A 12,333-nucleotide genomic window follows, 5' to 3' on the forward strand; every position below is an offset into this window, starting at 1 on the left:
GATGATATGAAATTACAGACGAAACTATTAGTCAGTTCAATCGCACTTTCTGTCACGTGTGTGATTGCCAGTTGTTTAACGTTAGGATGGCTGACCACCGGTGAAGCGAAACGCCTGTTACTGCAAAATGTTGAGAATCAGCTGGTCGCCAGCCGGAATCAGACGGCTAAGCAGGTGGAAGACTATTTCAATACCATTACAGCCGGCATAATGCCGGTAAAGCGCCCCCGCTGACGCAGATGTTGTCAGGTTTATCTGACCGGACATTCGCTTTCCAGCATACATTTATTGCGGATAATCCCGCGCAGCTGGGCGCAAAAGATAATTTGGTCAGCCTGAATGAATCCTCCGCTTACGCCCGGATGCACCTTAAATATCATCCTGCAATTCGCCAGTATCTGAATGACTTTGGCTTTTATGACATTTTTCTGGTTGAACCGCAGCAGGGGCACATTGTGTACTCGGTGTTTAAAGAGCTCGATTATGCGACTTCCCTGAACGATGGCCCTTATGCGAACAGCGGGATCGGACAGGTTTTCAGGCGGGTTGTCCAAAGCGGTCAGATTGAAATGGAAGACTTTTCACCCTATCTGCCGTCTTATCATGATCAGGCTGCATTTATTGGTGCGCCGCTGATGGAAAAGGGTCAGTTACTGGGTGTATTGATTTATCAGATGCCTATCGACAAGCTCGATAAAATCATGACACATGACAAAGACTGGGCCAATCAGGGGCTGGGCCGCTCCGGTGAAACTTATCTCGTCGGTGAAGATGGTCTGATGCGTTCCGATGCACGGATTTTTGTCGAGAATGAAGCCCATTATCTGGACATCATGCGTCAGGCCGGTTTATCAGAGGCCGTGTTACAACAAATTCAGTCTCACCATTCCACCATTGGCCTGCAACCGGTCAATACACCGGCAAGCCGGGCGGCGCTGAACGGGCAGGACAGTTTTCAGCAGTTGAAAGATTACCGTCAGGCTGATGTGTTTTCATCCTATAAACCGCTGGATATTCTCGGGCTGCACTGGGCGATTATCAGTGAAATTGAAACAGACGAAGCGCTGGCGCTGGCTCACCGGCTGGAAAGCAAAACCACCACCACGTTGTGGCAGATAACCGTTCTTGCGGTCCTTGCCAGTATTGTGATTGGCTGGGTGCTTGCCCGCTCGATCACCCATCCTGTGACGCAGATGCTCAATACAATTAAACAGCTGTCGTCCGGGGAAGGCGACCTGACCATTCGTTTGAATGAAAAGGGGAATGATGAACTGACGGTGCTGGCCAGAGGCATCAACTACTTTGTGGATTATTTAGATGAGACATTTGCCAACCTGCTCAGCTCGATTTTCCGGATGAAGCCGTTATCTGATGATGTCAGGGATATTAACCAGCAACTGGATCATCACGCGCTGGAAACCCAGCGCCAGTCTCATCAGGTTCGTGAGCAGCTGGCGCGATCTGTGGCAACAAGTCAGTCGGTTGAACAGGTGCTCAGTGAGATTAAAACTTCAGCCGAAGAATCGGCCAGAGAATTAGGAACCGGCCGGGCGACAGTGAAAACTACCGTGGATCGCATTCAGTCTCTCGCCGGTGAAATTGAAGCGGTCTCGGGTGCGATTGGCAAGCTCAAACATGATACCGATGAGATCGTCCGCGTGGTGGATGTGATTAATGGCATCGCTGAACAGACCAATCTGCTGGCACTGAATGCGTCAATTGAAGCGGCAAGGGCTGGTGAGATGGGGCGTGGGTTTGCTGTGGTTGCTGATGAGGTCCGCCAGTTAGCAGCACGTACCCATGACTCGACCGAAGATGTGACCGCGATTGTCGAGACGATCAGCAAGAGTACCTCACATGTGGTTGAGATTATGGAAAAAAGCCTGAAGACAACGCATGCGTGTACCGGGGATGTGATGAAAACTGAGGAAAGCTGGAAAGATATCGAACAGGTGATGCATGCGATCGGTAATAATGTCCGGCAGATTGATTCGGTGATCCGGGAGCAGATTTCCCAGCTTGATGGTGTGTCTGATAACTTTCAGCAAATGGATCACAGCTTTGAAGCAACCAGCGAGTCTATCAAACTGAATAGTGTTATCAGCCAGGACATCACCATGCTTGGTGATAAACTTCATGACCTGACGAAAACCTTCACAGTTTCTCAAACGGAGTTTCAGACCGACAGAAGAGAAGAAATCCGCAAGGAGCGGGGGTAAGGGCGACAGCTTTTGCAAAGGTACGTCATCCAATGACGGAAAGAAAAATGCCGGCCCCGGTATGGGCTGGCATTTTTTATGAGCGGTATTCCGGGTCGTCCTGAACCTTCGGTATCGAATGATAGTTATTAACACTCTATTAACAAAATTATGCCAATTGTTTCTTACAATATTTTTATGAATTAATTTGAATATATTTATCCTTGTTTTGTATTTGTTCTGGTAGTTTAGTCAGCCTGACAGCAATAAAAACAACACGACAGGGAGATCATATGAAATTAACCTATAGCCGTCTGGCGGTGATCCTGGCTTTGATGAGTGCGCCTGTGGCAGCGAATGCTGCCCGGCCTGAAACACAACCGGCAGTGCAGAATCACAAAGTCTGGATTTCGATTGGCGCCGATGCCAAAACAACCTTGCTGAAATCCGTCAGCCAGCAGATCAAAACCCAATCAGTTGTCGATAATCCGCTGGTCTGGGTCGGGCAGGTTGATACGCAGGATTTGGCAGAACTGTCGCATAACATGCACGAAGCACATCACCGTTGTGGCGGGTATATGGTGCATGACTCTGAGCAGAGTGCTGTTGCCGCCAGCCGGATGACGCTGACCCGCAGTACCTTTAGTGGCGTTGAGATCAGCCAGCAGGCAACAGTGAAGCCTTTGCTGCCACTGGTGACGGCCGATCACATTACAACGACTATCCGCAGCCTGTCTGGCTTTACCAACCGCTTTTATACCACCACATCGGGCCGGCAGGCGTCTGACTGGATTATGAATGAATGGAAAACACTCACGGCCGGGTGGAAAAATGCTTCAGTCAAGCAATTCAGTCATACAGGCTATGATCAGAAATCGGTCATTCTGACCGTGGAAGGCTCTGAAAAACCAGATGAAATCATTGTGATTGGGGGGCATCTGGATTCCACGGTCGGATCCCGCACCAATGAGCAAAGTGTTGCCCCGGGTGCCGATGATGACGCTTCCGGGATTGCCAGTGTTACGGAAATCATCCGGGTGCTGGCTGAGAATAACTTTCAGCCGAAACGGACGATTAGTTTCATGGCTTACGCAGCGGAAGAGGTTGGACTGAGAGGGTCTCAGGATATCGCGAATCAATATCAGTCAGACGGGAAAAATGTACTGTCTGTGATGCAGCTGGATATGACCAACTATCATGGCTCAGCGGAAGATATTGTGTTGATGTCTGATTATACCGACAGCAACCTGAATACGATGATCACAAAGCTGATCGATGAATATCTGCCAACGCTGAAATATGGTTTTGACCAGTGTGGCTACGGCTGTTCTGATCACGCCTCATGGCACAAAGCAGGTTACGCAGCGACCATGCCGTTTGAAGCAAAATTCAGTGAAGACAACCCGAAAATCCATACCTCAAACGACACCCTTGCCAACTCGGATAAAGAAGGAAAGCATGCACAGAAATTTGCCCGGCTTGGTCTGGCTTATCTGGTGGAAATGGCAGACTCAGCCGTTGCAGCAGATCAGACACCGGTGCTGCAGGCCGGTACACCACTCACCGGTTTAAGTGGCACGGCATCCGGACAAAGCTGGTATACCTTTGAATTACCGTCATCCGGCTCAGTGACGTTTTCAATCTCGGGTGGCTCGGGTGACGCCGATCTGTATGTGAAGTATGGCAGCAAAGCTTCGACCAGTAACTATGACTGCCGTCCGTACCGCAGTGGCAACAATGAGTCCTGTTCCTTTAATAATGCTTCTGCCGGGACTTACTCGATTCTGTTGCGGGGATATTCGTCTTATGCCGGGGTGACGCTCAAAGCCAGCAATTGAGGGCAGGCGTTTGTTTTGATTCTGACGTATGCTTTGAACTGCACCTTTCGGCTGCACGCTGAATCATGCATCTTCAGGTTGCTTGGGTATATCAGGGAGCGGTTCACGCTCCCTGATGATTTTCCTTTATTTTTTCGTGCTTACTTTTGTCTTGCCAGCTTCATTTCTGTTGTTTGCAGCCGCTCTGTATCCATCAGTAAACGGTAAACCAGTGCAGCGACGCCGCCACCGATGAATAACGCGTAGTTGGCCAGCTCACTGAAGACGAACGTGGCAAAGATCGCTGTCACGCCCGCGACAACCAATGCATAGACACTCTTCATGTTGACGCCGTTTTCGTACCAGTAAAGCCCTTGTGGCGATTCGGTGTATAAAGATTCCACATCGATCTTCTGCTTTTTGATCAGAAAATAATCCACCAGAATGATGCCGTACAGCGGGCCGATCATTGCTGCCAGTACATCGACGGTATAGTGAATCACTTGTGGATTGTTGAACAGATTCCACGGGGTCAGCAGGACTGAGCCGAACGCCGCAATAAATCCGCCGGTTTTAAAGTTGATTTTCTGCGGGGATACATTCGAGAAATCAAAAGCGGGTGCCACGAAGTTCGCCACGATATTAATCCCGACGGTTGCGAAGATAAAAGTCAGTGCTCCGAGCACAGTGATCAAACCTGAATCCAGCCGTTTCACAGTTTCTACCGGGTCGGTAATCATGGTGCCGAAGACCGGAACAGAAGCTGAAACAATGACGACACTGAACAGTGAGAACAGGACGAAGTTGAACGGCAGACCCAACAGATTGCCGAGTTTAAGCTTTTTGTAGCTGCCGCAATAGCGTGAGAAATCACTGAAGTTCAGTGTGGGTCCGGCAAAGTAACCGGCTACCAGGGCAATGGCAATCAGCATCTGTGTGATGGCATCCCAGCCCGACAGGGTTTCAGAACTCAGACTGAAGCTGATGTTATCCCAGCCAGCCACATCGATCATATAAATACACAGTGCCAGCATGGCGATATAAATCGCCGGGCCTGACCAGTCAATCACCCGGCGAATCATGTCCATACCAAACATGAACACAATGCCTTGTATGACCCACATGGACCCGAACCCGATCCAGCCCAGTGCCGATAATCCGAGGAACGTCGGCTTTTCAAGGCCGGCCATCTGCGGGAAGAAATACAACAGCAGAATGATAAACGAACTGGATGCCAGAAAGGTTTGAATCCCGTACCAGACAACCGCAATCAGCCCGCGGATCACGGCCGGGATGTTGGCACCAAAAACGCCGAACGACATCCGGGCCACGACCGGGAAAGGAACCCCGGCTTTTTGTCCGGGCTGGCCCATCAGATTGGCAAAAATCATCACGATGGTAATGCCCGCTAATAAACTGATAAAGACCTGAATACCGTTTAACCCCAGTGCGAACAGACTGGCTGCAAACACATAACCACCCACACTGTGTACATCCGACATCCAGAATGCAAAGATACTGTACCAACCCCATTTCTGATCCTGATCGGGTTTCAGATCATCATTAGTCAGTTTTAAACTTTGAGGTAATCCCTTACTCATGGTGCTTCTCCGTTTTTCACATTGTATACAATCTCAAATACAATTTTTGTACCAGATTAAAAAATCACCGGTTTTACTCGTTTCATCATTGATATTGATGACTCAATCGCATTATATTTGCACCATAACAATGCATGAATCCCCAGATTGGCGCAAAATTGATCTGATTTTGTATACAATCTATGTGATAACTTGTGTTTTCATCAGGTATACATCTTGCTATCATTGAACCAGATAGCGAAAAGGAGAACTCATGTCCAACGATAAAGATATCTATCCCAGGATATTGAAAGCGATTGTCGAACATCAGCTGCCACCGGGCGCACGCTTACCCGAGGACAAATTATCAGAAGCATTCGGCGTCAGCCGGACCGGCATCCGTAAAGTCCTGCAACGTCTGGCGATTGAACGGTTTGTCACCATAGAAAAGAATAAAGGGGCGCATGTGAGCCGCCCGACACCTCAGGAAGCGCAAGAGGTGCTTGATAGCCGTATTCTGCTTGAACCGCAGCTGATACCACAGATTTTACAGCACTGGGATCTGCGTCAGTCAGAACGTTTCCGTAATATGGTTGATGAAGAGAATCAGGCGATTGCCCAAAACCGGCTGGCTGATTCAATCCAGCTGACAGCCCGCTTCCACTATGCGCTGGCAGGATTATCCGGCAACGCCGTGCTGGCTGAATTTGTTGAACAATTGTGTTACCGCTCTTCTCTGGTGATCGCGGCGTATGGTTCAAAAAGCAGTGTCAGTTGCGATTGTGGTGATCACAGTACATTGATCGATATTTTCGACAGCGGCGATACGGTCAAAGCCCAGAACTGGATGCGGCACCATCTGGTGCATATCCGCGAGTCGCTGACTTTAGATGATGAGCAGAGTCAGTCGATTAACTTTGTCGAGCTCTTTGCCGGGAAGCAAAACTGATGATGATTCAGATAATTAACCCGAATACCAGTACGGAGATGACCCGGCATATCGGCGACAGTGCCAGACAGGTTGCTGCTGCCGGAACAGAGATCCGCGCAGTCTGCCCGCAGCACGGGCCGAAAAGTATTGAATGCGCGTTTGATGAGACGATTGCCGGGGCCGCGCTGCTGGATGTGATCCGGCAGGGAGAAGCAGACCGGGTTGATGCACATATTATCGCCTGTTTTGGCGATCCGGCGCTGGCGGCGGCCCGTGAGCTGGCGGATGCGCCGGTGATTGGCATTGCTGAAGCGGCTTTTCATATGGCGACGCTGATCTCGGCCCGGTTTGGCATTGTCACCACATTATCGCGCACCTTACCGGCCAGTGAACATCTGTTGCATCAGTATGGTTGCGCCCATGTGTGTGCCGGTATCCGGGCGACCGATATTCCGGTGCTGGATTTAGAGCAGATTGACAGCGAAAGCTATCAGCGTTTGTACCGGGAATGTCAGTTGTCGGTGGAAGAAGACGGGGCCGGAGCGATTGTACTCGGATGCGCCGGCATGTCGAATCTGGTCGCTCAGTTATCTGCGGCGCTGCCGGTGCCGGTGATTGATGGCGTGGCGGCGGCCGTCAAGCTGGCGGAATCGCTGAATCAGCTGGGGCTGAAAACCGCCAAAACCGGCCAGTACGGTCAGCCGCTCAGTAAACCATTTACCGGCCGTTATCAGCACTGGAGCCGGTAAATCACCGGCTCTTTGAAGTCCATGAAAGATATCAGCGCATGAAACACGCGATACTGACACAGGCTTCAGCGCTTAAAAGAGATAAGGATATCTATGCAACATTATCTGCAACGCAATTATGTCGGCTACGGCAGACAACAACCCCGTATCTGCTGGCCGGGGCAGGCCAGAGTCGCCGTTCAGTTTGTTTTAAATTATGAAGAAGGCGGCGAGCACTGCATTACTCACGGTGATGACCATTCGGAGACATTTCTGTCTGAGATGTACGGCGCAGAAGCTTACGCCGATCGCCACATGAGTATGGAATCGTTATATGAATACGGTTCCCGGGCGGGCGTATGGCGTATTCTGAATGAATTTGAACGGCGTGGATTACCACTGACCGTTTTTGCCATCGCGAGCGCATTACAGCGAAATCCGGAAGTCACACAGGCGATTCTCCGCGCCGGTCATGACATTGTCTGCCACGGTCTGAAGTGGATTCATTATCAGTCTGTGCCGGTCGAAGAGGAGCGCCGGCAAATGCACGAGGCGCTGAGAATCATCCATGAACTGACCGGCACTCTGCCTTCCGGCTGGTATACCGGACGTGATTCACCCAATACCCGGCAACTGGTCGCGGAGCAGGAATGCCTGTTGTATGACTCGGACTATTACGGGGATGATTTACCGTTCTGGACCGGAGTGAACAAGCTGCATCAGCCGGAGGCAGTTCAGCCGCATCTGGTGATTCCTTACTCGCTGGATACCAATGACATGCGGTTTGCTTCGCCTTACGGATTCAGCCACGGTGATGAGTTTTTTCATTACCTGAAGGATTATTTTGACTGTTTGTATGCCGAAGGGGAAGAAACACCGAAAATGATGTCGGTGGGCATGCACTGCCGGATTATCGGCAAGCCCGGCCGTTTTACGGCCCTGAAAAAATTCCTCGATTATGTGCAGTCTCATGACCGGGTGTGGGTTTGTCAGCGGGAAGCCATTGCCCGTCACTGGATGGCGCATCATCCGTATCAGGAAAGTCCCTGTCAGGAAAACTCGTGTCAGGAAAGTGAATCTGCACAACAGAACATGTGATCAGGAATGGCACATGAAGACGGGTAAGAAACGATTGCACCACGATGATCGTTTTGTGCACCAAAAGTTTCAGGTTTAGGGCTGTTTTCTGAACAAACGATATCAGATTGAATGATGAATCATTGTTATTTCAATGAGTTATTCTTTCGATTTTGGCTGGCACATTCGTTGCAGATAAATTTATCAGTGTTTCATGCGTTTCATATTTCATGACTGATAAAAGGAGCTACAAATGAAATTATTGACTGCAATCTCAGGGATGCTGATGTCTGTCAGTCTGCTGACGGGTATTTCTGCTGCGCAGGCCGATCAACTGGCGTCGGTACAGAAAAGCGGGATGCTGAAAGTGGCGGTTCCGCAGGACTTTCCGCCATTCGGATCGGTGGGTACGGATCTGAAACCTCACGGCTATGACATTGATATGGCAGCCTATCTGGCGAAAAAATTGAAGGTTGATCTGAAGCTGGTGCCGGTGACCAGTGCCAACCGGATTCCGTATTTGCAAACCGGCAAGGTTGATTTGGTGATCTCCAGTATGGGAAAAAACCCTGAACGGGAAAAAGTGGTCGACTTTACCCAGGCGTATGCACCTTTCTATTTAGGTGTGTTTGGTACTGCCGGAGAAAATGTGGCCAAACCAGCGGATCTGAGCGGTAAAACCATTGGTGTCACCCGCGGTTCGGTGGAAGATCTGGAGCTGAGTAAAATTGCACCGTCTGATACCACAATTAAACGTTTTGAAGATAACAATGCCACCTTGTCATCTTTCCTCTCTGGTCAGGTCAGCCTGATTGCGACCGGAAATCTGGTGGTAACAGAAATTGCGACCCGCTATCCGGACAAAGCCCCGCAAACCAAGTTTATGCTGAAAAATTCACCGTGCTATGTCGGGGTGATGAAAGGTGAAACGGCGCTGCTTGAAAAAGTGAACGGCCTGATCACGGAAGCGAAAAAACAGGGCGTACTGGAAGGCTTTTCGCAAAAATGGCTGAAAGCACCTTTCCCGGCTGATTTAGGTGTATAAGCAGAAGGATGGACGATGAGTTATCAGCTCGACTTTAGCGGCCTGATGCCATACCTGCCACAGTTTGTGGCGGGGCTGGAAACCACGATCGGACTGACGGCTATCTCGACGGTCAGCGGTTTGCTGCTCGGCACCTTGTGTGCCGGTGCTAAAACCAGCCGCGTTCCATGGCTCCGGCTGCTCTGCACCTGCTACATTGAAGTGATCCGCAATACGCCTTTTATTGTGCAGCTGTTTTTTATCTTTTTCGGGCTGCCGGCCATTGGTGTCAAATTGTCAGCCTGGCAGGCCGGACTACTGGCGATGGTGATCAATCTCGGGGCGTACTCCGCTGAGATTATCCGGGCCGGGATTGATGCCACCCCCAAAGGGCAGTGGGAAGCCGGAAGAACGCTGGGCCTGACCCGGTTGCAGATCTTTACCCGGATTGTCCTGCCACCTGCTTACCAGCGGGTTTACCCGGCCATTGTCAGCCAGTGCATCATTGTGATGCTGGGTTCAGCGGTTGTCTCACAGATTTCTGTGGAAGACCTGACTTTTGCTGCCAACTTTGTTCAGTCAAGAAGCTTTCTGAGCTTTGAATCTTACATGCTGACAGCAGTGATTTACCTGCTGCTGGCGATTGGAATGCGTCAGGTATTTGCCGCTGTCAAACGCGTGATGTTTAAAAATCCCCCGCTTTAGGAGACCAGGACGATGATGCAATTTACCGACTGGGATATATTCACCAGTTTACTGATGGCAGCCCGCTGGACACTGGCGCTGTCACTGATCGCATTTGTTGGTGGTGGTTTGCTGGGGCTGATGTTCACCCTGCTGCGCAGTACCCGCAATCCGGTATTCACCTTTTTTATTCAGCTCTATGTGGAGGTGTTTCAGGGCACGCCATTACTGATGCAACTGTTTCTGGCCTTTTTTGGTTTGTCGCTGGCCGGGATTGAAGTCAGCGCCTGGACGGCGGCCGGTTTATCGCTGACTCTATTCAGCAGTGCTTTCTTCCATGATATCTGGCGCGGTTGTATTGAGTCTCTGCCGAAAGGGCAATGGGAAGCCTGCCGGACACTGGGGCTGACCTATCTGCAAACCATGCGTTATGTGATTGCGCCTCAGGCAGCGAAAACAGCGATTGCCCCGACCGTCGGGTTTTCGGTTCAGATCGTCAAGGGCACGGCATTAGCCTCAATCATTGGTTTTGTGGAGTTAACCAAAGCCGGCACCATGCTCAATAACGCCACGTTTCAGCCGTTCAAAGTGTTTGCACTTGTGGCGGTGATTTATTTTGCTATCTGTTTTCCGCTTTCTGCATTAGCCCGTCATCTGGAGGCCCGGAATCATGTCAGTCGTTAGTGTTGAACAAGTCCATAAGTTTTATGGCGAGAATCATGTCTTAAAAGGGATTGATCTGAAAATCAGTCAGGGAGAAGTCATCTCTGTTATTGGCCGCAGCGGGTCAGGAAAAAGTACCCTGCTGCGTTGTATGAACGGGCTGGAAGATTATCAGGATGGCGTGATTATTGTCGATAATCAGGCCGTTGAAAATGATGATTATAAGCTGCGCCTGCTCAGCCGCAGTGTGGGGATGGTGTTTCAGAGTTTCAATTTATTTCCTCACATGACCGTTGGTGAAAATATCATGCTGGCACCGGAACTGGTGCTGAAACAGAGCCGCGAAGCCTGTGAAACCCAGGCAAAAGCATTACTTGAAAAAGTCGGCCTGGGTGATAAGTTTGATGCGTATCCGGCCAACCTGTCCGGCGGCCAGCAACAACGGGTGGCGATTGCCCGCTCGCTGGCAATGAATCCGAAAGTGTTGTTGTGTGATGAAATCACCTCGGCACTGGATCCGGAACTGGTCGGGGAAGTCTTAAAGGTGCTGGAGCAACTGAAAGCGGAAGGGATGACATTGATTCTGGTGACCCATGAAATGAATTTTGCCCGTGATGTCGGTGACCGTGTGGTGTTTATGAATCAGGGTAAAGTCTGGGAAACCGGGGACAGTGAAGCGGTGTTTGCCGCGCCGCAAACCCCGGAACTGCAAAGTTTTCTTTCTGCTGTACGTTAATTTGGTTTTCGAACGATTCAGGCGATGTGCCGATCGCTGTAACGGAGTTCTGATGACGAATCATCATTCATTAAGTGAACGAATCACACAACATTATCCGCGGCTGACGGAGAGCAGCCGCCGGGTGGCTGATTTTTTGCAGTTTCATCCGGAAAAAATACTGATGCTGTCCACCGCAGAAATCGCTGAAGCCTGTTCGGTTTCAAAGACCAGCGTCAGCCGTTTTATCCGGCAAATGGGCTATGATGATCATCCCGCCCTGCGCCGCGAACTGATGCAGGAAAGAGAGCAGGGTGTGCCGGTCCTGACGTCCGGGGTGGATGACCCGGGTATCCAGCATGAGATACAGGCGCTGGAACAGCTGTCCGCCCAACTGGCTGCCATGGATGTGGCGGCGCTGGTGGCGCAGATCGTCCGGGCCCGGCGGGTCAAAGTGATTGGTTACCGTAACAGCTATCCGCTGGCAATGCATTTTCGTCAGCAACTGATGCAGTGCCGGACGGATGTCGACTTGCTGCCTCTGCCGGGACAGACACTCGGAGAAGATTTGGTTTCAGTCACGGAAGATGATTTCGTGGTGTTGTTTGGTATCCGCCGCCGGATCAGTCAGTTTGAACGGCTGATTGCGCAGCTGAAAGGCAAGCCGTGTTTATTGATCACCGATCAGTCCGGCCAAAAATATGCCGGGCAGGTCGCGCATGTTATTTTCTGTCATTTCAATAATCAGGCACCACTTGACAGTTATGCGGTGCCAATGAGTTTAATCTCTTATCTGGTCAATCAGGTTTACCGTTACGCGGGGCAGGATGCGGCGAAACTGAGCCGGAGTATTGCCCGGAGTTACTCTGAACTGGACGAACTGGAATCATAATTTATCCCCCGAAGCAGGGTGTAT

Annotated in this window: 12 protein-coding genes; 11 read left to right on the forward strand and 1 reads right to left on the reverse strand. The window is 50.5% G+C overall.

From position 1 onward, the window contains the following. Window positions 1-6: 6 nt before the first annotated feature. From OC443_RS08230 to OC443_RS08240, 3 genes are all read left to right on the forward strand, one after another. Complete coding sequence (locus OC443_RS08230; protein ID WP_073583259.1) at window positions 7-234, forward strand: hypothetical protein; 228 nt, start codon at window positions 7-9, stop codon at window positions 232-234. Window positions 235-239: 5 nt separating this feature from the next. Then, window positions 240-2,219 carry a methyl-accepting chemotaxis protein gene (locus OC443_RS08235; protein ID WP_073583261.1) on the forward strand — a complete coding sequence of 660 codons (1,980 nt, stop codon included), beginning with the start codon at window positions 240-242 and terminating at the stop codon, window positions 2,217-2,219. A gap of 314 nt (window positions 2,220-2,533) precedes the next feature. Next, the gene (locus OC443_RS08240) at window positions 2,534-4,036 is read left to right on the forward strand and encodes a M28 family metallopeptidase (protein WP_370738758.1); all 1,503 of its coding nucleotides are present in this window, start codon (window positions 2,534-2,536) and stop codon (window positions 4,034-4,036) included. Window positions 4,037-4,176: 140 nt separating this feature from the next. Here the strand turns inward: OC443_RS08240 and OC443_RS08245 are convergent, their stop codons facing one another. Then, entirely contained in the window at window positions 4,177-5,616 is a 1,440-nt protein-coding gene (locus OC443_RS08245; protein ID WP_073583265.1) for an NCS1 family nucleobase:cation symporter-1, read from the reverse strand. 253 nt (window positions 5,617-5,869) lie between these two features. Between OC443_RS08245 and OC443_RS08250 the strand changes: the two genes are divergently transcribed. From OC443_RS08250 to OC443_RS08285, 8 genes are all read left to right on the forward strand, one after another. Then, a complete protein-coding gene (locus OC443_RS08250) occupies window positions 5,870-6,544 on the forward strand; it encodes a GntR family transcriptional regulator (protein ID WP_073583267.1) in 675 nt (224 codons plus the stop codon). After that, the gene (locus tag OC443_RS08255; protein WP_073583269.1) at window positions 6,544-7,275 is read left to right on the forward strand and encodes an aspartate/glutamate racemase family protein; all 732 of its coding nucleotides are present in this window, start codon (window positions 6,544-6,546) and stop codon (window positions 7,273-7,275) included. Before OC443_RS08250 ends, OC443_RS08255 begins: the two co-directional genes overlap by 1 nt. A 93-nt stretch (window positions 7,276-7,368) precedes the next feature. After that, complete coding sequence (gene puuE / locus OC443_RS08260; RefSeq protein WP_073583271.1) at window positions 7,369-8,352, forward strand: allantoinase PuuE; 984 nt, start codon at window positions 7,369-7,371, stop codon at window positions 8,350-8,352. Window positions 8,353-8,584: 232 nt separating this feature from the next. Beyond that, window positions 8,585-9,376, forward strand: a complete 792-nt coding sequence (locus tag OC443_RS08265) for a transporter substrate-binding domain-containing protein (protein ID WP_073583273.1) — start codon at window positions 8,585-8,587, stop codon at window positions 9,374-9,376. A gap of 15 nt (window positions 9,377-9,391) precedes the next feature. After that, a complete protein-coding gene (locus tag OC443_RS08270; protein ID WP_073583275.1) occupies window positions 9,392-10,060 on the forward strand; it encodes an amino acid ABC transporter permease in 669 nt (222 codons plus the stop codon). Between the two features lie 12 nt (window positions 10,061-10,072). Beyond that, window positions 10,073-10,723, forward strand: a complete 651-nt coding sequence (locus OC443_RS08275) for an amino acid ABC transporter permease (protein ID WP_073583277.1) — start codon at window positions 10,073-10,075, stop codon at window positions 10,721-10,723. Next, window positions 10,710-11,438, forward strand: a complete 729-nt coding sequence (locus OC443_RS08280) for an amino acid ABC transporter ATP-binding protein (protein ID WP_073583279.1) — start codon at window positions 10,710-10,712, stop codon at window positions 11,436-11,438. Before OC443_RS08275 ends, OC443_RS08280 begins: the two co-directional genes overlap by 14 nt. 52 nt (window positions 11,439-11,490) lie before the next feature. After that, on the forward strand, window positions 11,491-12,309 hold the full coding sequence (locus tag OC443_RS08285; RefSeq protein WP_073583281.1) for a MurR/RpiR family transcriptional regulator: 819 nt from the start codon (window positions 11,491-11,493) through the stop codon (window positions 12,307-12,309). The last annotated feature ends 24 nt before the right edge of the window (window positions 12,310-12,333 follow it).

Origin of the sequence: Vibrio quintilis (assembly GCF_024529975.1) — a bacterium.
Lineage (GTDB): Bacteria > Pseudomonadota > Gammaproteobacteria > Enterobacterales > Vibrionaceae > Vibrio > Vibrio quintilis.

Excerpts from the sequence above, each read along its gene's own strand:
- OC443_RS08230 (WP_073583259.1), top strand. The coding sequence starts at position 7 with ATGAAATTACAGACGAAACTATTAGTCAGTTCAATCGCACTTTCTGTC.
- OC443_RS08235 (WP_073583261.1), top strand. The coding sequence starts at position 240 with ATGTTGTCAGGTTTATCTGACCGGACATTCGCTTTCCAGCATACATTT.
- OC443_RS08240 (WP_370738758.1), top strand. The coding sequence starts at position 2,534 with ATGAGTGCGCCTGTGGCAGCGAATGCTGCCCGGCCTGAAACACAACCG.
- OC443_RS08245 (WP_073583265.1), bottom strand. The coding sequence starts at position 5,616 with ATGAGTAAGGGATTACCTCAAAGTTTAAAACTGACTAATGATGATCTG.
- OC443_RS08250 (WP_073583267.1), top strand. The coding sequence starts at position 5,870 with ATGTCCAACGATAAAGATATCTATCCCAGGATATTGAAAGCGATTGTC.
- OC443_RS08255 (WP_073583269.1), top strand. The coding sequence starts at position 6,544 with ATGATGATTCAGATAATTAACCCGAATACCAGTACGGAGATGACCCGG.
- puuE (WP_073583271.1), top strand. The coding sequence starts at position 7,369 with ATGCAACATTATCTGCAACGCAATTATGTCGGCTACGGCAGACAACAA.
- OC443_RS08265 (WP_073583273.1), top strand. The coding sequence starts at position 8,585 with ATGAAATTATTGACTGCAATCTCAGGGATGCTGATGTCTGTCAGTCTG.
- OC443_RS08270 (WP_073583275.1), top strand. The coding sequence starts at position 9,392 with ATGAGTTATCAGCTCGACTTTAGCGGCCTGATGCCATACCTGCCACAG.
- OC443_RS08275 (WP_073583277.1), top strand. The coding sequence starts at position 10,073 with ATGATGCAATTTACCGACTGGGATATATTCACCAGTTTACTGATGGCA.
- OC443_RS08280 (WP_073583279.1), top strand. The coding sequence starts at position 10,710 with ATGTCAGTCGTTAGTGTTGAACAAGTCCATAAGTTTTATGGCGAGAAT.
- OC443_RS08285 (WP_073583281.1), top strand. The coding sequence starts at position 11,491 with ATGACGAATCATCATTCATTAAGTGAACGAATCACACAACATTATCCG.